The sequence below is a fragment of the Amycolatopsis sp. NBC_01488 genome (assembly GCF_036227105.1).
GTDB lineage: Bacteria > Actinomycetota > Actinomycetes > Mycobacteriales > Pseudonocardiaceae > Amycolatopsis.
Genome location: NZ_CP109434.1, coordinates 943,522 through 961,138 on the forward strand (window position 1 = coordinate 943,522; position 17,617 = coordinate 961,138).

The 17,617-nt window shown below is 72.6% G+C and carries 19 protein-coding genes; 8 read left to right on the forward strand and 11 right to left on the reverse strand.

Going from position 1 to position 17,617, the window contains the following annotated elements:
- The first annotated feature begins 47 nt into the window (after nucleotides 1-47).
- Nucleotides 48-815, forward strand: coding sequence for a GntR family transcriptional regulator (locus OG738_RS04310; RefSeq protein ID WP_329051396.1), 768 nt, complete (start codon nucleotides 48-50; stop codon nucleotides 813-815).
- A 76-nt stretch (nucleotides 816-891) separates the two neighbouring features.
- On the opposite strand, the gene OG738_RS04315 is transcribed toward OG738_RS04310, so the two are convergent.
- The 4 genes from OG738_RS04315 to OG738_RS04330 are packed head-to-tail and all read right to left on the reverse strand — an operon-like array spanning nucleotide 892 to nucleotide 4,701.
- Nucleotides 892-2,205, reverse strand: a complete 1,314-nt coding sequence (locus tag OG738_RS04315; protein ID WP_329051399.1) for a hypothetical protein — start codon at nucleotides 2,203-2,205, stop codon at nucleotides 892-894.
- Entirely contained in the window at nucleotides 2,202-2,591 is a 390-nt protein-coding gene (locus OG738_RS04320) for a PTS sugar transporter subunit IIA (RefSeq protein ID WP_329051401.1), read from the reverse strand. Before OG738_RS04320 ends, OG738_RS04315 begins: the two co-directional genes overlap by 4 nt.
- A 10-nt stretch (nucleotides 2,592-2,601) precedes the next feature.
- Nucleotides 2,602-4,206, reverse strand: coding sequence for a PTS system mannose/fructose/sorbose family transporter subunit IID (locus OG738_RS04325; protein WP_329051403.1), 1,605 nt, complete (start codon nucleotides 4,204-4,206; stop codon nucleotides 2,602-2,604).
- An 18-nt stretch (nucleotides 4,207-4,224) separates the two neighbouring features.
- The gene (locus OG738_RS04330; RefSeq protein WP_329051405.1) at nucleotides 4,225-4,701 is read right to left on the reverse strand and encodes a PTS system mannose/fructose/N-acetylgalactosamine-transporter subunit IIB; all 477 of its coding nucleotides are present in this window, start codon (nucleotides 4,699-4,701) and stop codon (nucleotides 4,225-4,227) included.
- A 443-nt stretch (nucleotides 4,702-5,144) separates the two neighbouring features.
- On the opposite strand from OG738_RS04330, the gene OG738_RS04335 reads away from it, so the two are divergent.
- Nucleotides 5,145-6,089, forward strand: coding sequence for an MBL fold metallo-hydrolase (locus OG738_RS04335; protein ID WP_329051406.1), 945 nt, complete (start codon nucleotides 5,145-5,147; stop codon nucleotides 6,087-6,089).
- A 5-nt stretch (nucleotides 6,090-6,094) separates the two neighbouring features.
- Here the strand turns inward: OG738_RS04335 and OG738_RS04340 are convergent, their stop codons facing one another.
- Nucleotides 6,095-6,274 (reverse strand): hypothetical protein, encoded by a 180-nt coding sequence (locus tag OG738_RS04340; protein ID WP_329051407.1) that lies wholly within the window; start codon nucleotides 6,272-6,274, stop codon nucleotides 6,095-6,097.
- A 185-nt stretch (nucleotides 6,275-6,459) separates the two neighbouring features.
- Between OG738_RS04340 and OG738_RS04345 the strand changes: the two genes are divergently transcribed.
- From OG738_RS04345 to OG738_RS04355, 3 genes are all read left to right on the forward strand, one after another.
- Nucleotides 6,460-7,020, forward strand: coding sequence for an RNA polymerase sigma factor (locus OG738_RS04345; RefSeq protein ID WP_329051409.1), 561 nt, complete (start codon nucleotides 6,460-6,462; stop codon nucleotides 7,018-7,020).
- Nucleotides 7,017-7,454 carry a hypothetical protein gene (locus tag OG738_RS04350; RefSeq protein WP_329051410.1) on the forward strand — a complete coding sequence of 146 codons (438 nt, stop codon included), beginning with the start codon at nucleotides 7,017-7,019 and terminating at the stop codon, nucleotides 7,452-7,454. Before OG738_RS04345 ends, OG738_RS04350 begins: the two co-directional genes overlap by 4 nt.
- 210 nt (nucleotides 7,455-7,664) lie before the next feature.
- On the forward strand, nucleotides 7,665-8,471 hold the full coding sequence (locus OG738_RS04355) for an esterase/lipase family protein (RefSeq protein ID WP_329051411.1): 807 nt from the start codon (nucleotides 7,665-7,667) through the stop codon (nucleotides 8,469-8,471).
- On the opposite strand, the gene OG738_RS04360 is transcribed toward OG738_RS04355, so the two are convergent.
- The 4 genes from OG738_RS04360 to folP all read right to left on the reverse strand — a co-directional run bounded on the left by OG738_RS04360 (nucleotide 8,461) and on the right by folP (nucleotide 12,392).
- Nucleotides 8,461-9,303, reverse strand: coding sequence for an ABC transporter permease (locus tag OG738_RS04360; RefSeq protein WP_329051413.1), 843 nt, complete (start codon nucleotides 9,301-9,303; stop codon nucleotides 8,461-8,463). The two genes, OG738_RS04355 and OG738_RS04360, sit on opposite strands and share 11 nt — an antisense overlap.
- Nucleotides 9,300-10,211, reverse strand: coding sequence for an ABC transporter ATP-binding protein (locus tag OG738_RS04365; protein ID WP_329051415.1), 912 nt, complete (start codon nucleotides 10,209-10,211; stop codon nucleotides 9,300-9,302). Before OG738_RS04365 ends, OG738_RS04360 begins: the two co-directional genes overlap by 4 nt.
- Complete coding sequence (locus OG738_RS04370; RefSeq protein WP_329051417.1) at nucleotides 10,208-11,335, reverse strand: hypothetical protein; 1,128 nt, start codon at nucleotides 11,333-11,335, stop codon at nucleotides 10,208-10,210. Before OG738_RS04370 ends, OG738_RS04365 begins: the two co-directional genes overlap by 4 nt.
- Nucleotides 11,336-11,513: 178 nt before the next feature.
- Nucleotides 11,514-12,392 (reverse strand): dihydropteroate synthase, encoded by an 879-nt coding sequence (gene folP / locus OG738_RS04375; protein WP_329051419.1) that lies wholly within the window; start codon nucleotides 12,390-12,392, stop codon nucleotides 11,514-11,516.
- A 94-nt stretch (nucleotides 12,393-12,486) separates the two neighbouring features.
- Between folP and OG738_RS04380 the strand changes: the two genes are divergently transcribed.
- Both OG738_RS04380 and OG738_RS04385 read left to right on the forward strand, forming a co-directional pair.
- The gene (locus OG738_RS04380; RefSeq protein WP_329051420.1) at nucleotides 12,487-13,143 is read left to right on the forward strand and encodes a rhomboid family intramembrane serine protease; all 657 of its coding nucleotides are present in this window, start codon (nucleotides 12,487-12,489) and stop codon (nucleotides 13,141-13,143) included.
- Between the two features lie 128 nt (nucleotides 13,144-13,271).
- Nucleotides 13,272-14,036 (forward strand): trypsin-like serine peptidase, encoded by a 765-nt coding sequence (locus OG738_RS04385; protein ID WP_329051421.1) that lies wholly within the window; start codon nucleotides 13,272-13,274, stop codon nucleotides 14,034-14,036.
- 63 nt (nucleotides 14,037-14,099) lie between these two features.
- Here the strand turns inward: OG738_RS04385 and OG738_RS04390 are convergent, their stop codons facing one another.
- Together OG738_RS04390 and OG738_RS04395 are read right to left on the reverse strand one after the other, a co-directional pair.
- Nucleotides 14,100-14,927, reverse strand: a complete 828-nt coding sequence (locus tag OG738_RS04390; RefSeq protein ID WP_329051422.1) for a DUF11 domain-containing protein — start codon at nucleotides 14,925-14,927, stop codon at nucleotides 14,100-14,102.
- 176 nt (nucleotides 14,928-15,103) lie between these two features.
- The gene (locus OG738_RS04395; RefSeq protein WP_329051423.1) at nucleotides 15,104-15,748 is read right to left on the reverse strand and encodes a TetR/AcrR family transcriptional regulator; all 645 of its coding nucleotides are present in this window, start codon (nucleotides 15,746-15,748) and stop codon (nucleotides 15,104-15,106) included.
- Between the two features lie 84 nt (nucleotides 15,749-15,832).
- On the opposite strand from OG738_RS04395, the gene OG738_RS04400 reads away from it, so the two are divergent.
- Nucleotides 15,833-17,530 (forward strand): TIGR03086 family metal-binding protein, encoded by a 1,698-nt coding sequence (locus OG738_RS04400; protein ID WP_329051424.1) that lies wholly within the window; start codon nucleotides 15,833-15,835, stop codon nucleotides 17,528-17,530.
- Nucleotides 17,531-17,617 lie beyond the last annotated feature (87 nt).

Consider the following 17,617-nt stretch of genomic DNA (forward strand, 5'->3'; position numbering starts at 1 on the left):
GGATGAGCGGTGTTACCTCCGGCCCGCCCGCGCGACATACTGAACCCATGCCCCGTCCGAAACACGTCCCCGCGAGCGATCTCCGGCTCCCGGACGCGCTGCAGCCGGGGCGGCCCAAGGGCGACCAGCTGCGCGAGATCCTCGAGAGCGTCGCGACCGAGGCCGGTCCCGGCCGGCTGATGCCGTCCGAGCGGTTCCTGGCCGAGCACTTCGGCGTCGCCCGCGGCACGGTGCGGCAGGAGGTCAACCGCCTGGTCTCCGACGGCGTCCTCTACCGCCAGCACGGCACCGCGACGTTCACGGCCGAACGCCAGGCCGCGCACATCGACATGCTGACGTCGTTCACCGAGGACATGAAGGCCCGCGGCGTCGTCCCGAAGACGAAGGTGCTGCACGCCGAGGTGCTGAGCGCGGGCCCGCGCATCGCCGGCCGCCTCAACGTCCCGCCGGGCGCGCGCGTGTTCCGGCTGGAGCGCCTGCGCTACGTCGAGGACGAGCCGTTCGCCGTCGAGCGCACCAACCTGTCCGTCGACCGGTTCCCCGACATCGAGCTGTTCGACTGGGAGACGCAGTCCCTGCACCGCACCCTCGAGGAACGCTGGGGCGTGCACGCGGAGTGGAACGACACGGCGATCTCGGCGGTCCTGCCCAACGCCAACGACGCGGGCCTGCTGGGCATCGAGCCGAGCCAGCCGTGCCTGATCATCGAGGGCACCCTCCACGACCAGAGCGGCGGCGTCATCGAAGCGGGCCGCTCGCTGTACCGCGCGGACCGCTACACGGTCTTCACCCAGGCGCGGCGCAGCCCGGCCTGACGAAGCAACCGGCCGCGGGCGAGGACCGGCCGGTGCCGGGCTCCCGGGCGCCGCTCCGGTCCGGCTTCCCGCTCGGTCAGGAGCGGCGCCGAGTCGCGTGATGGGCCAAAAGCAGCTTCAAACAGTGCTCCACCAGCACGTCCCCCGCGTCCGGCTCGAACAGCGTCACGTACGACTCGTACACCCCGTTGCGATGCCCCTCCGCGTCCGGCAGGTACCCCAGGTACCCGTCCGTGTAGCCGATCACCCGCGTGTGCCGGAACGGGCTGCCGCGCCGGATCCGCAACCCCAGTGACGCGAACAGCTCGAACGGCGTGTGCAGCCACGCGATCTCCCCCAGCGACACCACGCTGACCGGGACCTCCGCGCAGCCCGTCGGCCGGTCGGTGGCCGCCATCGCCGCGAGCATCGCGCAGCCCTCGTAGCGCGTCTGCGCGATGCGGACCGCCGGGTGGTCCTCGCCGTGGCCGGCCAGCTCGCGCTGCCACTCACGCTCGGCCGAGTGCCGCAGCTCCAGGCTGTCCTCGAGCGACGGCACGTCCCGGTAGGGCAGGTGCAGCGCCGAGCGCGACACCCGGATCGGGCCCGTCGCGGCCGGGGACGACGCCGCGGCCAGCGTCCGGGCGATCGACGTCGCCAGGTGGCCGCCGAGCGTGCGGACCTCGGCGTGGTCGCGGCCGCGCCGGACGAAGCGGGAGCTCGCGTCGCCTGCCGCGCCCTGCAGGAACACCGCCACCGGCTGCCCGATCAGCGCCGCCAGCTCGCGCCGCGTCGCGCCCGGCCAGTCCGCCGACCACGTCAGGTTGTCGGGCCCGAGGACGGTCGGGTGGCTGGCGTAGTCGAACAGCAGCGCGGCCGGCGAGCCGTCGTCGCGGCGCAGCTCCAGCACGCCGAACGACGTGTCGTGCGGCCCGTCGGGCCGGTAGCGGTTGCCGCCGACGGCCTCCGTCGACCCCGCGTGCCAGCGGGCCCGGACGCGGCCGCGGCACGCGCGCAACCGCAGCGCCGCGCCGGTGACCGTCTCGGCCATGCGGCCGACCAGCCCGGCGTCGCGCTGCCCCGGCAGCCCCGGGTGCAGCGGGCCGGTCCAGCCCTCGGGCCCGGAATGCGTGTGCGACGCGCAGACGAGCACCCGCGCCGGGTCGATGCCCACCGCCGCGGCGACGGCGTCGGCCAGGGTGCGGGTGAGCCCGGCGTCGACCGCGAGCGCGTCGAGCGCCACCCACAGCACGCCGGGGTCGTCCTCAGTGGACAGCCAGATCAGCGACGCCTCGAGGTCGTCGTGCGTGCCGGTCGCGACGCCGTGCCGGGCCAGGTAGCCGCCGAGCGGGTGCCCGGGCCCCGGCGTGATCCGGACGTCTTGCGCGGCGAGCAGGAGCGCGGCGGTCACCAGGTCGATTCCAGGACGTCGACGACGCCGTCGCGGCCGGCGGCGCGAGCCACCCCGGCGAGCTCGGTGACGTCGTCGGTCGTGTGCAGCAGGACTTCCAGCAGCATCGGCAGGTTGAGCCCGGAGACCAGCTGGATGCGCGGGTGCGCGGCGGCGAGCGTGCGGACGGCGTTGAACGGCGAGCCGCCGTGCAGGTCGGCCAGCACGAGCACGCCGGCGGCGGCGCCGGCCAGCGCGAGCACCCGGGCGCCGAACTCCTCCGGACTGTCGCGCGGGCTCAGCTCGCAGACCTTCAGCCGCGACTGCGGCCCGAGGATCATTTCGGCGGCTTCCCCCACGCCGGAGGGCAGCCGCCCGTGCCCGGCGAGGATGATCGGGACGGACATGGCGGTCTCCTCAACTCTTCGCCGGGGCCGACGGCGCGAACCAGCCGAGCCACCCCAGGATTACCCCGGCGACGACGACGATGCCGATGATCCAGACGGGCCGCAGCCGCGCCTTGGCCGTCAGCAGGTACACCCCGGCCGTGACGAGCACCGGCAGCAGGAACGGGACCAGCTCGTCGAGCCGGTCCTGGATCGCGACGGCCTGCGTCACCGGCTGTCCCTGGACCGTCGTGGTCTGCCGGTACGTCAGCGTGGTGACGACCTTGACGATCGACGGGATGAACCCGCCGAGCACGACGAACCCGAGCACGGTGGCCCCCTGCGCGACGCGCGCGAGCGCACCGGCGGCGAGGTGGCCGGCCAGCCGCTTCCCTTCACGGTAGGCGAACCCGAACTGCCACCGCCGCACCAGCGCGTACGGCACGAGGACCATCACCGCGGCGAAGGCGGGCCCGAGCCAGTTGCCCCGCAGCGCCCACGACGCGCCCATGGTGAAGACGATGCTGTTGTACAGCGCGAAGACGACGGTGTCGCCGATGCCGGCCATCGGCCCCATCAGCGCGACCTTCGTGCTCGCGGCCGACTTCGGCGTGCCCGCTTCTTCCAGCGCGACGCTCGAGCCGAGGATCAGCGGGCCGCCGACCAGCACCGAGGTGTTGAAGAACTGGAGGTGCCGCTGCAGGCCGGCGACGTAGTCGGCCTTCTCCGGGTAGAGCCGGCGCAGCACCGGCTCCATCGAGTACGCGAATCCGAGCGCCTGCATCCGTTCGTAGTTCCAGGAGATCTGGCTCGACCAGAAGTACCGGCGGAAGACCCGGCGCAGGTCCTGCTTGCTCAGCCGAGCGTCCACAGTGGACTCTTCGGCGCTTTCCGGGACGGCGAGCGCCGGCTCGTCGCGCTTGAGCGTCACGAACAGCATCGCGACCGCGACGCCGACCAGCGCGATGCCCAGCAGCGGCAGGTGGAGGTAGGCGAACGCGACGAATCCGATCAGCAGCAGGTACCAGTACCGCGTCAGCTCCATCATGCCGAGCAGCAGGGCGAACCCGACGGCGGGCAGCAGCGACCCGGCGAGCGTCATGCCCTGCACGAACCCGGCGGGGATGCTCGTGGTGATGTCCTTGACCAGGCCGCCGGACGCGGCGAGCGCGGCGAGGAACGTCGGGATCGCGCGCACCGCCACCCACGGCACCAGGCTGACCCAGTGGATCATCGCGAGACCGCGCGCGTTGCCGTCGGCGGCGTAGCCGTCGGCCCGGTGGACCAGCGCGGTGGTGATGATCTTGCCGACCGGGTCGAGCGCGGCCAGCAGGATCGCGGCCGGCAGCCCGACGCCGATCCCGATCGCGGCCTGCGCGGACGCGTCGCCGGCGGCGCCCGCGGCGAGCGCGGTGCCGACGATCGCGCCGGTCTGGTAGTCCGGGATGGTCGCGCCGCCGTAGGTGTAGACGCCGAGCGACGCGAGCTCCAGCGTCGCGCCGACGAGCAGGCCGAGCAGCGGGTGGCCGACGATCAGCCCGGCCACCGAGCCGGCGATGAGCGGGCGCTGGGCGTAGATCAGGAACGGGCCGAGCCCGTCGTAGGTGCAGTAGATCGCCCACAGAGTCAGGGCCAACGCGACGAGCATGCGGGGCTAGAGCCCTTTCCGGTCGAGCAACGGGACGAATTCGGCCGCCTTGTCGTGCGGCATCAGCTGCGTGACCAGCGGGACGCCCGCCGCGGCGAGCTTGCGGTAGGCGTCGGCCTCGTCCGCGGTGACCGCGATCGAGCGGGTGACCATGGTGTAGGCGGTGCCGGGCCGCGGCGCGACGTTCCCGACGTTGACCCGTTCCGGGCGGAGCCCGCCCTCGACCAGGCGAAAAGCGTCCTCGGGGTGCTTGGCGACGATCATGACGTCCGCGTCGACGGTGGTTTCGAGCGTCTCGGCGACGGTGAGGACCTCGGTGGGCAGGCCCCGGGCGGCCTGCGGGAGCAGCATCCGCTGCAGCTCGTCGGCGGCGACCTCGTCGTTGCAGACGAGCAGCCGGCGGACGCCGAGCCGCCGGGTCCAGGCGACGGTGACCTGTCCGTGGATGAGCCGGTTGTCGATCCGGACGTGTGCCCCCGCCATGTTTCTCCTCCCGGCCGGCAGCACCCATCCTGGTTCGTACCAGTATCTGTGTCAACACTGCCCGTGACCGGTACCCGAACGACGGCTTCGCGCGGCCGACGGAAGGACCCCTCAGACCTTCCGTCGGCCCGCGAGCGCGAAGCCCCCCTCGGTTTCCCCGGACCCTCCCATAAAGGTATATACCAGTATGGACGTCCCAGATCGACTGTCAAGACCTGTGCCGATGATCGGCGCGAAGATCATTTTCAATCGGTCGCTCGAAATACTGGTGGGCGATTCACTCCAAGCCGGCCATTCTGGTCAGTGACAGTCCGCTCACTCCTTGCCTATCATATCCATTGGTCTAGACCGCATGCCTCGACGCGCCCTCGTGGCCGGAAAAGAAGGCGCAACCTGCTCGCGCCGGCGTCGTTAACCGATTCGTCAGTTCAGGGAGGAAAAGCATGCCGGCCGTCACATCGAACATCGTCCCGCTCCGGCACGCGCGTCCGGGCGTGGTCGCGTACGTGAAGAGCCCGGCGGAGTGGTTCGTCTCGAACTGCGGCTGGATCCAGGGCAGCGAAGGCGTCGTGCTGGTCGACACCTGCGGCACCGAGCAGGCGACGTGCGAGCTGATGCGCGACGTCCGCAAGTACGCGGGCGAGCAGGAGCTGACCGTCGTCGTCACGCACGCGCACGGCGAGCACCACAACGGCGTCGGCGTCGCGCTGCGCGACGGCGGGACGGCGCTGGCCGCGCCGCGCAGCGTCGACCTCGTCAAGGCCGGGCCGCAGACCTACGGCAACGTCTTCACCTACACCCAGTGGGGCGTGCTCGAGCCGCCGGAGCCGGCCGCGGTCCAGGCGGTGACCGGCTGGCGCCGCCTCGAACTCGGCGACGCGGTCGCCGACGTCGTGGCCGTGCCGGGCGTCGCGCACACCGCGGGCGACCTGGTGGTGCACGAGCCGCGCTCGGGCACGCTGTTCACCGGCGACCTGGTGTCCATCGGCGACACGCCGCTGGCCGTGCACGGCTCGATCCCGGGCTGGCTCGACGCGCTCGACTGGCTGCAGGACACGTTCCGCCCGCGGACCGTCGTCCCCGGCCACGGCCCGGTGGCGACCCCGGGCCACAGCGCCCTGCACGCGATGCGCGTCTACCTGGAGTGGCTGCTCGAGGTGACCGAACGCCAGACGGACTTCACGAAGCTGGCGACCCAGGCGTCGCTGCGCTGGCCGACGTGGCGCAACCCGGAGCGGCACATCGGCAACCTGATGCGCGCGTACGCCGACCAGCACGGCCGCAAGCTCGATGTCGACCTGGCGATCGACGCGGTCCTCGCGGCCGCGGGCGGCCGGATCGACCTCGACTGCCTGCTCGGCGGGGAACCGGTCCGCCGCATCTCCTGACCCGCTCAGAGGCGCACCACTTCCGGCGCCACCGGCGTGTCCCCCAGCCACGGGCACGCCGGGACGCCGGTGCTTTCCGGCACCGGCACCGCCGTGCCCACCCGCACGAGGACCACCGGCTGCCCGCAGGCGGCCAGGTCCAGCACCAGCAACGGTATGACGAGCAGTATCTTCCGGATCCGCATTCGGCTCACCCCGGTGTTGTCGCCACGCTCCCACTCCGGCACACGGCGGCCACGGTGCGGTGGTTCAGCGCGAACGGGTGTATTTCCCGGCCGGTCCGTGGCTCGGTTGAACGGGCGCGACCGGAAGGATTCCCCCGATGGAGTACCGGCTCTTGGCTAGGCTGAGCGGGCCGATCGGAGGTGCGGTGGACACCACGACCCTGCTCGAAACGGCCGCCCACGGCGACCAGGCGGCCTGGGACGCCCTGGTGGACCGGTACGCGAGCCTGCTGTGGGCGATCGCCCGCGGCCACCGGCTCGCCGACGCCGACGCGGCCGACGTCGTCCAGACGACGTGGCTGAAGCTCGTCGAAAACCTCGGCCGGATCAAGGACCCGGACCGCCTGCCCGGCTGGCTCGCGACGACCGCGCGGCACGAGTGCCTCCGCGTGATCCGCCGAGCCGGCCGCGAACGGCCGGCCGACGAACGCGACTGGCAGGACGAGCCGGCCGACGGCCGCGGCGTCGACGCTGCTCTGCTGCTCGACGAGCGCAACGCGACGCTGTGGCGTGCGCTGGCCACGCTGTCGGAGCAGTGCCGCCGGCTGCTGCGGGTGCTGATGGCCACGCCCCCGCCGTCGTACGCGGAGGTGGCGGACGCGCTCGACATGCCGGTCGGCAGCATCGGCCCGACGCGGCAGCGCTGCCTGGCCCGGCTGCGCGAGCGAGCCGGCGCCGCGGGGCTCGGAACGGAGGACCGGACGTGACCGACGACGAACTCCTGGAAGAGCTGCGCGCGGCCGCCGCGCAGGCGGACCCGGTGCCGGACCTCGTGCTGCGCCAGGCCCGCGCGGCGCTCGCCACCCGCGACCTCGACGCGGAGCTGGCCGAGCTGGGATCCGACTCCGACCTGGCGACGGCCGGCGCGGTCCGCGGCGGCGACGTCCGGCTGCTGTCGTTCGAGTCCCCGCGGGTGTCGGTGGAGCTGCAGGCCGAGTACGAAGAGGGCCGGGTGACGCTGCGTGGCCTGGTGACGGGCGCGACCGGCGACGCGGTGATCGAGGCGGCGGGCGAAACCCGCGTGCGCCTGATCGACCCGGACGGCTGGTTCACCGCGACGGACCTCCCCCGCGGCGCGACCCGCGTGAAGGTCACGGCCACCGACGGCACAACGGTCACCACCGGCTGGACCAGCCTCTAACCGCAACCCACGTGATCCAAGCCGTAACCGACGTGATCCAAGCCGGAACTCGCGTGATTCGGGGCGGAACTCGTGGTTCCGGGCTCAATCACGCCAGATCCGGGCCCAGTCACGCGAGTTACGGGTCCAATCACGTGAAATCCGGGTCCGGTCACGCGGGATCCGGCTTCCATCACGCGGACCCAGCACCGGCGCGGTCATCATGGATTCGTGCGGATCACGGCCTGGTGGCGGGGGATCAGCCCGCGGCGGCGCCTGCTGATGGGCGGGGTCGCCGTCGTCGTGGTGGCCGTGCTCGTCGCCGCCGTCCTCGCGACCTCGGGGACCAGCGCCGCGCCGCAGGCCGGGACGCCCGATCAGGACAAGCCCGGCCCGGTCCTGCTCGTGCCCGGCTACGGCGGTGGCCAGGGCGCGCTCAACGAGCTGGCCGCCCACATCCGGCAGGCCACCGGGCGCAGCACCGAAGTCCTCACCCTGGCCGGCGACGGCACCGGTGACCTGGTCGAACAGGCCGGCGTCCTCGCCGAAGCCGTCGAGAACGCGTACGCGCGCGGAGCGCCTTCGGTGGACGTCATCGGCTACTCCGCCGGCGGCGTCGTGGCCCGGCTGTGGGTCAGCCGCGACGGCGGTGACCACCAGGCCCGCCGCGTGATCACGCTCGGCGCGCCGATGCACGGCACCGGCCTCGCCGCGGCCGGCGGCGCGCTCGTCCCGGGCGCCTGCCCGGCCGCGTGCGTGCAGCTGGCGCCCGGCAGCACGCTGATGCAGGAGCTGGCGAAGGAACCGATCCCGGCGACCCTGCCATGGCTGTCGGTGTGGACCGAACGGGACGAGACGGTCACCCCACCGGAGTCGGCCCGGCTCGACGGCGCCGTCAACGTCGCCCTCCAGCAGGTCTGCCCCGGCAACCAGGCCGGCCACGGCGACCTGCCGACCGACCCCGCCGTCACCGAAATCGTCCTCCAGGCGCTCGGCACGAACCCGCTCGAAGCCCCGGCCGAGTGCCTCAGCTCGTGACGTCCTTGGTCGCGAAGTTCGCCCACGCGGCCCCGAAGAACACGACGATGTAGCCCGCCTGCAGCAGCAGGCCGTGGTCGATGTTGCGCCACAGCACGGGATCCCGGAAGAAGTCGATCCACGACAGCCAGTAGTGCGTCGGCAGGTAGGGCTTCACGGACGCGGCCGCGTCCAGCGTCTCCAGCACCGAGCTGGTGATCAGCACGGCCAGCCCGCCCAGCGCGGCCCCCAGCGCCGAGTCCGTGACCGTCGACAGGAAGACCGTGATCGCGGCGAACCCGAGCATCGACACGACGATGTAGGAAACCGCGCCCAGCAGCCGCAGGCCGAGCCCGGACGAGCTGAGCGACTGCCCCGACAACGACGTCACGCCGGTCGGCTGCCCGCCCGGCCCGGCGACGCCCGGCGTCCCGCCGGTGCCGAACAGGATCACCCCGAGCACCAGCGACGTCAGCACGACGATCACGATCGCCGCGGTGACGTACACGGCCAGCGCGATCATTTTCGCGCCCAGCAACCGTGTCCGGCCGACCGGCCGCACCAGCAGGTACCGCAGCGTGCCGCCGGACGCCTCCCCGGCGATCGAGTCGCCCGCGACCACCGCGACGGCGATCGGCAGGAACAGCGGCAGGACGAGCGCGAGCGCGGCCGCCGGGAACAGCGCGCCGTCACTCACGACCGCCGACAGGAACGCCCCGCCCTGTCCCGGCGGCGGCGCGAAGTCGGCCGTCGCCAGGAAGACGCCGACGATCGCGGGCAGCAGGCAGAGCAGGACCACGCTGACCCACACCCGCGGCCGCAGCGCGAGCTTCTTCAGCTCGACGGCGATCATCCGGCGGCTCCGAACCGGTCCGACCCCGGACCCGTCACGTCGAGAACCACCTGTTCCAGGGTCCGTTGCTCGGCGTGGATCGACGCCACGCGCACCCCCGCTTCGACGAGCATCGCGTTCAGCGCCGCCGGGTCGCCGTGCCGGATGACCAGGCGGTCGCCGTCGCGGGACTCGAGCTGCCCGTCGAGGATGGCGACCGCCGCGGCGGCGTCCGGCGTGCCGACCAGTACCCGGCCGGTCGCCGCCCGCAGCGTCGCCAGATCGTCTTCCAGCACGAGCCGCCCGCGGTCGACGACGCCGACGCGCGTGCAGAGCTGTTCGACCTCGGCCAGCAGGTGGCTGGACAGGAACACCGTGGTGCCACCCGCGTTCAGCTCGACGAGCAGCTCCCGGATCTCCTTGATGCCCTGCGGGTCGAGGCCGTTGGTCGGCTCGTCGAGGATCAGCAGCCGCGGCTTGCGCAGCAGCGCGCCGGCGAGCCCGAGGCGCTGCCGCATGCCGAGCGAGTACGCCTTGACCGGCCGCTGGTCCACCGCGCCGAGCCCGACCCGCTCCAGCGCGTCGTCGATGCGCCGCCGTCGGGTACGCCGGCCGCCGCCGCGCCCGGCGGCGTCGAGCAGCGCGAGGTTGCGGCGGCCGGACAGGTGCGGGTACGCGGCCGGCCCCTCGACGAGCGCGCCGACCTCCGGCAGCACCTCGGCGACCCGCCTGGGGACCGGCTTGCCGAGCACCTCGATCTCGCCGCTGGTCGCGTAGACCAGGCCGAGCAGCATCCGCACCAGGGTGGTCTTGCCCGAGCCGTTCGGGCCGAGGAAGCCGTAGCGGTCGCCTTCGCGGACCCGCAGGTCGACGGCGTCGACCGCGAGGGTGCCGCCGTAGCGCTTGGTCAGGGCGCGCGTGACGATCATCGGCCGCTCCGGCGCAGCGTGGCCAGCTCTTCGGCGACGGTCTTCAGCACGTCCGGCGTCACCGTCCCGGCCAGCAGGTAGGAGCGGCGGAAGGCGGAAGCGCGGACGATCGCCAGCGACAGCGGCGTGATCGACAGCTGCACCACGGTGCCCGCGGCCAGCTTGACCTGCACCGCGCCGGCCTTCCCGGCGGCGTCGCTCGCCGCGTTCCCGACGGCGCGCGGCACGGCGATGACGGCGAAGGACGCCAGCCCGCTGCCGTAGAGCGCGGCGCCCGCCACGCCGCCGAACCGGGACGACACCACCGGCCGCCCGGCGAGCGTCGCCGGCAGCGGCGCCTGGCCCAGCGCGCCGAGCGCGTTCGAGACGTCCGGGGCGCTCGCCACGGTGAACCCCGAGCCGAGCACCGGCTTCGGCGCTTCGACGACCGGCGTCGTCTGCTCGAGCTGCTGGAACTCGGTGACCAGGATCGGGGCCTGCTGCCCCCGGGCGGTGACCTCGACGCGCACGGCCACGCCGGTCGCCGGGTCCGCCCAGACGTCGACCCGCCCGATCGTCGTGCTCGGGTCGGCGGGCACGAGCCGCAGCCCGGACGCGGCGACGCCGGCGACGTTCCGGCCCGGCAGCGCGCTCACCGGGTCGCCCTTCGCGGCCTGGAGGATCCGCCGCGCGAGCTCGGGCGGCAGCAGGTCCCCCGCCCGCGGGAGCCGGACGCTGGGCTCGCCGACCAGCTCGGTCAGCGTGTTGTCGCCGTAGTCCCAGGTGTACTCGCCGTCGGGCAGCCGGTAGACGTCGTGCTCGCCGGCGGTGCCGAGGATGTCGACGCGGTAGCGGTCGGGCCCGGCGTACCACGCGCGCATCGGCGTCCGCATGGAGAAGAGCGCGGTGACGGGGGCGAGGTTCGGCAGCTCCGGCAGGGCGAGCGAACCGGCGCTTTCGGCGTATCCCTGGTACGGCCGGGCGGCGGAGGCCAGCACGAGGTCGCGCAGCCGGCCCGGGTCGACCGGCCCGCCCGCCGGGGCGAGCGCGGCGACGACCGACGGCACGGACACGAGCACCGCGGCCACGGCGGCGACGACCGCCCACCGGCGCCGCTTCGCGTGCCGCACCACCGAAGGCGTCATCCGGCATCACCTCTTCGTCCTTTGTACGCCATGGCACCGGCCGCGAGTTCTTACGAATCCTGTGAACCCCGCCGGACGCTACCGCGCGTGTTCGCCGGCGTTCGGCACCCGCGCGGCCTCGACCCGGCCGACCCGCCGCACCGGGCGCGCGCCGCCGAGGTCACGTCACTCCGGCGGATCAGTCCACAGTGGACACCAGGCCCACGACCGCCTCGACGGCTTCCCGCGTCTCCCGGACGTTGTGGGCGCGGAAGACGGCGGCGCCCGCGTGGGCGGCGATCGCCGTCGCCGCGAGGGTGCCCGGGAGCCGGTCGTGGGCTTCGACGTCCAGGGTCTCGCCGATCAGGTCCTTGTTCGACAGCGCGACGAGCACCGGCCAGCCGGTCGCCACCAGCCGGTCGAAGTGCCGAAGCAGCTCGAGTCCGTGCCGGGTGCTCTTGCCGAAGTCGAAGGTCGGGTCGACGAGGACGCCGCCGCGCGGCACGCCGGCGGCGACCGTCCGCTCGGCCGCCGCGGTCAGCTCGGCGATCACGTCCGCGACGACGTCGTCGTAGCGGGGCCAGAACGGGCGGTCCGGGGTCGGCGCGGGGTACGGGTCGGTGCGCACCGGCATGCCCCCGACGTGCGAGCAGACGTAGCCCGCGCCGAACTCGGCCGCGACCTCGACCAGCTTCGGGTCGGCGCCGGCCCAGGTGTCGTTGAGCAGGTCGGCGCCCGCTTCGCAGACCCGGCGGCCCACCTCGTGGCGCCAGGTGTCGACGCTGATCACCAGGCCCGGGTGCCGCTCCCGCACCTCGGCCACGAACGGCACCACCCGGGCGGTCTCCTCGTCGACGTCGACCTCGGGCCCCTCGCCGGCTTTGACCCCGCCGATGTCGACGATGTCGGCACCCTCCGCGACCGCGCGGTCGACGGCGTCGCGCGCCGCGTTCCCGGCGAAGGTGGCCCCCTTGTCGTAGAAGGAGTCGGGCGTGCGGTTGACGATGGCCATGACCAGCGCGCGGTCGCCGGGCATGCGACGGCCCCGGAAGACCACCTCCGGCCGGTGTGACGTCATGGCGCCGACCCTGCCAGGTCACGGCTCGGTCCGGAACGCCGCCTCCGGGGCCGCCGTCCGGTTATCCTCGGCCCCAAACCGAGCAGGGGGAAGCATGAGCACGACCAGCGACGGGCCGGCCCGCAGCGAAGCCGAGATGATGATCGCCGAGGCGAAGAAGGCCTTGTGGGTGATGGTGGGCCTGCTGGCGCTGCTGTGGGTGATCCAGCTCGTCAACTCCGTCGACAGCTACGGCCTGAGCCGCGAGTTCGGCATCGAGGCGCGCGACCCGGCGTCGCTGCCGGAGATCTTCAGCGCGCCGTTCATGCACCAGAGCTGGGGCCACATCGAAGGCAACTCGGGCCCGCTGTTCGTGTTCGGCTTCCTCGCCGCCTACCGCGGGGTGAAGAAGTGGCTCGGCGTGAGCGCGCTGATCATCGTGGCCAGCGGCCTCGGCGTCTGGTTCATCTCGCCGTCGAACTCGATCACCGTCGGCGCCAGCGGCCTGGTGTTCGGCTACTTCGGCTACATCATCGTGCGCGGCCTGTTCGACCGGCACCCGATCGACATCGTGCTCGGCCTGGTGATGGCGCTGTGCTTCGCGTACACGTTCGCGTCCCTGTTGCCGACCGAAGAGGGCATCAGCTGGCAGGGCCACATGTTCGGCTTCGTGGGCGGCATCGTCGGCGGCTGGCTGTTCCGCGACCGCCGTCCCAAGGCGGTCACCACCCCCGACCCGGCGACGGCGCTGCTGCCCAAGGACCTCACGTAGGCGGCACGGCAACCACCCACACCGTCGCGGGCTGACGATCCTGGGTGTCCGATGTGAACCGCTGTGTGCAGGCTGTGCATCCGGGTCGTTGCGCTGCCAACCGGGCTCCGGTGTGGTGATCTGGAACGGTGGCGATCAAGTTCCTGAGGCCCGCGCTCGCGGTCGCGGCGGCTGTGCTGGTGCTCGGCGCCGGCCTGGTCGCCGGCACGGGCACGACCGCCGACGACGCCTACGCCGCGGGTGCCCCGGTCACCACCGCGGCCCCGGTCACCACGACGACGCCGTCGGCGAAAGCCGCTCCGACGAAAACCGTTTCCCCGGTCGGCGCGTTGTTCGCGAACGGAACCCATTTCTGCAGCGCGAGCGTCGTGCATTCCGGTGCCGGCGATCTGGTGCTGACGGCCGCGCACTGCGTCAAGGACGGAATGTCCTTCGCCCCGGATTATCACGACGGCGTCGCGCCACTGGGAATGTGGACGGTCACCGGGACGGCCGTCGCGGCCGGCTGGACTTCGTCGGCCGACCCGGACCTGGATTTCGCGTTCCTGACCGTTCAGCAGGCCGGGAACCCGGCTTCCCTGGAAAGCCTCACCGGCGCGAACGTCCTCGGCACCAACCGCGGATTCGACCATGCGACCACCCTGACGGGTTACCCCGACACCACCGATTCCCCGGTGGTGTGCAACGGCACCACGACCCGGTTCGACACGTACCAGCTGCGCGTCGCGTGCCCCGGCTTCCCGGACGGCACCAGCGGCGGCCCGTGGGTGACCGACGGCGCGGTCATCGGGGTCATCGGCGGCTACCAGCTCGGCGGCGACACCCCGGACGTCTCCTACAGCGCGTACTTCGACGACGACATCGCGAAGCTGTACGCCTCGGTCACCGGCTGAAAACGCGAACCGGGCCCGCGTCCCTGGCGGAGGACACGAGCCCGGTTCACCTCTCGCGAACCCTCAGCAGGTCACGATGAGCCCGGTGAGCGCCGAGCACGTCTTCGACGCGCTGTCGTTGGCGGTGTCGGGATCCGACGGCGAGCTGGCCGTGCGCACCGCCGTCGTGGTGTACGAGCCGAGCGCCAGGAGGCCGCCGTTGACCGAGAACTTCGCCGTCGCCGAAGCGCCGGAGGCCAGCGAAGCGAAGTCGCAGTTCACCGCCCGGGTGGTGCCGACGCGAGCGCAGCCGGTGGCACCGGCGTACGACAGACCCGGCGCATACGTTGCCACCACCCGGATTCCGGACGCGGCCGACGGGCCGGCGTTCGTCACGGTCAGCGTGTAGTCGATGCGCGCGCTCAGGCCGCCGTGGCCGACCGCCGCCAGCGCGACCTTGACGTCGGCGTTGGTGACCGGGTTGCCGACCGTGATCACCGGGCCGTCGAGCGTGTCGAACGCGTAGTTGTCGCCCACGAACTGGTGCTGCAGCGTGAACGGCCCCGGCGCCGCGGTGTCCTTGACGCGCATGGTGAACACCGCGGTCCTGGTCCCGCCCGCTTCGAGGTCGCCGAACGGCGCCCGGTAGCTGCTGCCGGCCTGGAAGCAGCCGAGATCCGTCACGCCGGTGCAGGAAACGACGTCGGCGATGTCGGTGATCGGGGTCGGCGTGCCGTAAATGGCCGCCTTCGCGAAAGTCACCGTGAAATCTTGGGTGTTGTGAATGGTTTCCGAGATGGTGAACGTCTGCCCCGGGAGCACCGTGGTGGTGCTGACTTCGACAGAACTGGTGGGCAGGTCCGCGTGTGCGGCGGGCGCCATCGCGATGAACGCCGTGGCCAGTGCGGCCACCGAAGACAGGATCGTGGTCCGTCGCCAGCTTCTTTGCATAGTCGTGGTCTCGCTGTTCCGCTCCGGGGAATGCCGCTCTGACAGATGCTGCGTGGTATTCGTGGACACCCGACGCTGATCAGTCGTCGCACTCCCGGACTTCGTTACCGCCATCCGGACGCGCCGCGGAGCGGCCGTCAGGACGGACGCCAGCGGCCGTTCATCTCACCCGGGCGCGGCGGCGGGCCGGGCAGATCGCGGTCTTTTCCCGCTTTCAGCCCCTCGATGAGCATCGCCAGGTACCGGCGGCGCAGTTCCGCGGTGCGCTCCGGGTCGTCCACGCGGATCGCCGCGCAGCACTCGAGGATCATGCCGATGTCCTCGGTGACGGCGTCTTCCCGGAGCCGTCCGGTTCCCCGCGCCCGCGCGAAGAGCCCCGCCGCCAGCTCGTTCGCCCGCCGCGCGTCGGCGCCCATCTCTTCGGTCGGGGTGAACGTGCCCGCGAGGTGGACGGTCAGCGAGTGGACGTCGGCGTCGACCACCCGGCCGAGGAAGCCGGTGAGCGCCGTCCAGCCGTCCGGCTCCTCGTCGGCGGCCTCGGCTTCGGCGATGAAGGTGCGGAGGCCGTCGTGGCAGAGACGGCAGAGCAGGGTCTCCTTGCTGGGGTAACGCCGGTAGAGGGCGCTGATGCCGACGCCGGCGCGCTCGGCGACCTGCGAGATCGGCGCCTTCGGGTCCGCGAGGAAGACGTGGCGGGCGGCGTCGAGGATCACGAGGTTGTTGCGAGCGGCCTGGCCGCGGCGGCCGGGCAGGGCGGTCTCGGGCACGGCTGTCTCGGGCATGGCCGGAGATTACCACTGGAACGGATCATTCCGCTCTGCTACAGTTCGGAACGAAGCATTCCGTTCCACTCAGAGGAGCCAGCCATGACGGTCCCCGCCCTTCGCCCGTTCCGCGCCGAGATCCCCCAGTCCGCCCTGGACGACCTGCAGGCTCGCCTGCGCCGGGCGCTCTGGCCGGACGACCTGCCCGCCGAGTACGGCGTCACGAACGAGCGGGTCCGCGCGCTGGCCGGGCACTGGCTGGACGAGTTCGACTGGCGGGCGTTCGAGGCGCGACTCAACGCGTACCCGCAGTTCGTGACGGAGATCGACGGCGAAACGATCCACTTCCTGCACGTCCGGTCGTCCCGCGCGGACGCGACCCCGCTGCTGCTGACGCACGGCTGGCCGGGCTCGATCGTCGAGTACCTCGATGTCATCGGCGTGCTGACCGAGCCGGAATCGGCCGACGCGCCGGCGTTCCACCTGGTGATCCCGTCGCTGCCGGGCTTCGGCTTCTCGGGCCCGACCCGCGCGGCGGGCTGGGGCACGCACCGCACGGCGGCGGCGTGGGTGGAGCTGATGAGCCGCCTCGGCTACGAGTCCTACGGCGCCGCGGGCAACGACGCGGGCTCGATGATCTCACCGGAGATCGGCCGCCTCGCGCCGGAGAAGGTCGTCGGCGTGCACGTCACGCAGCTGTTCTCGTTCCCGTCCGGTGACCCGGCGGAGCTGGCGGACCTCGGCGAGGCCGACCAGGCCGCGCTCGCGCACCTACAGTGGTTCTACGAGAACATGTTCTCCTTCAACACCTTGCACAGCCAGCAGCCGCACACCCTCGCCTTCGCGCTGGCCGACTCCCCGCTGGCGCTGCTGGCGTGGAACGCGCAGCTGTTCGGCGAGCACCTCGACGCGGACTTCGTCGTCGCGAACGTGGCGCTGTACTGGCTGACCGGCACGGGCGGCTCGTCGATCCGCTTCTACTACGAGGACGCGCACACGACAGCCCACCCCGAGGGCCCGACCACGGTGCCGACCGGCCTCGCGATGTTCGCGGGCGACTTCCAGTCGATCCGGCGGTTCGCCGAGCGCGACCACGCGAACATCGTCAGCTGGAACACCTACGACACGCGGTCGGGCAGCGGCGGCCCGCGGGACGCGGCCGGGCACTACTCGGCGCACGAGGCGCCGGAGATCCTGGTCGCGGACATCCGCCGGTTCTTCGCCGGGCTTTCGTCGCCTTGGCCGCTGCTGTCGGCGGCGCACAACGCCCTGCGCTCGGCGGTGGCGGGTGTGCCGGACTGGTCCGTCCCGACGCCGTGCTCGGCGTGGAACGTGACCCAGGTGCTCCAGCACGCGGGCGGCGACCAGCAGGGCTACGCGGCGTTCATCACCGGCGAGCCGGGCCCGGACTTCAACCCGTTCGCGCCGTCGGGCGAACTCGAGGACGTGGCCGGATTCCTGGAGCCGAAGCTGGCCGCGGCGGCCGCGGCGTTCGCGACGGTGTCCCCGGACGCGGAGTCGGTGCCGACGCCCCTGCCCCAGGGCGCGCTCCCGGCCGCCGTGGCGGTGGGCGCGGCGGCACTGGACGCCGCGGTGCACGCGTGGGACATCGCGGTCGCGACGGGTCAGGAATCCCCGCTGAGCAAGGAGATGGCGGAGGCGCTGCTGCCGGTGGCGAAGGAACTGGCCGAGCCGCTGCGCGGTTTCGCCTACGCTCCGGCGCTGGACGGCCCCACCGACGGCGACGTCGTGGCGGAGCTGCTGCGGTACCTCGGCCGCGATCCACTGTGGACGGCTTGAGCAGGCCCACCCGGGGTCGTGAGTGTGAAACAGTGTTCTAACCCTGTTTCACACTCACGACCCGCGCTGCGGCAGACCGCCCGAAAA

Coding starts and splice junctions, on each gene's coding strand:
- OG738_RS04310 (WP_329051396.1), top strand. CDS start 48: ATGCCCCGTCCGAAACACGTCCCCGCGAGCGATCTCCGGCTCCCGGAC.
- OG738_RS04320 (WP_329051401.1), bottom strand. CDS start 2,591: ATGTCCGTCCCGATCATCCTCGCCGGGCACGGGCGGCTGCCCTCCGGC.
- OG738_RS04330 (WP_329051405.1), bottom strand. CDS start 4,701: ATGGCGGGGGCACACGTCCGGATCGACAACCGGCTCATCCACGGACAG.
- OG738_RS04335 (WP_329051406.1), top strand. CDS start 5,145: ATGCCGGCCGTCACATCGAACATCGTCCCGCTCCGGCACGCGCGTCCG.
- OG738_RS04340 (WP_329051407.1), bottom strand. CDS start 6,274: ATGCGGATCCGGAAGATACTGCTCGTCATACCGTTGCTGGTGCTGGAC.
- OG738_RS04360 (WP_329051413.1), bottom strand. CDS start 9,303: ATGATCGCCGTCGAGCTGAAGAAGCTCGCGCTGCGGCCGCGGGTGTGG.
- OG738_RS04365 (WP_329051415.1), bottom strand. CDS start 10,211: ATGATCGTCACGCGCGCCCTGACCAAGCGCTACGGCGGCACCCTCGCG.
- OG738_RS04370 (WP_329051417.1), bottom strand. CDS start 11,335: ATGACGCCTTCGGTGGTGCGGCACGCGAAGCGGCGCCGGTGGGCGGTC.
- folP (WP_329051419.1), bottom strand. CDS start 12,392: ATGACGTCACACCGGCCGGAGGTGGTCTTCCGGGGCCGTCGCATGCCC.
- OG738_RS04380 (WP_329051420.1), top strand. CDS start 12,487: ATGAGCACGACCAGCGACGGGCCGGCCCGCAGCGAAGCCGAGATGATG.
- OG738_RS04395 (WP_329051423.1), bottom strand. CDS start 15,748: ATGCCCGAGACAGCCGTGCCCGAGACCGCCCTGCCCGGCCGCCGCGGC.
- OG738_RS04400 (WP_329051424.1), top strand. CDS start 15,833: ATGACGGTCCCCGCCCTTCGCCCGTTCCGCGCCGAGATCCCCCAGTCC.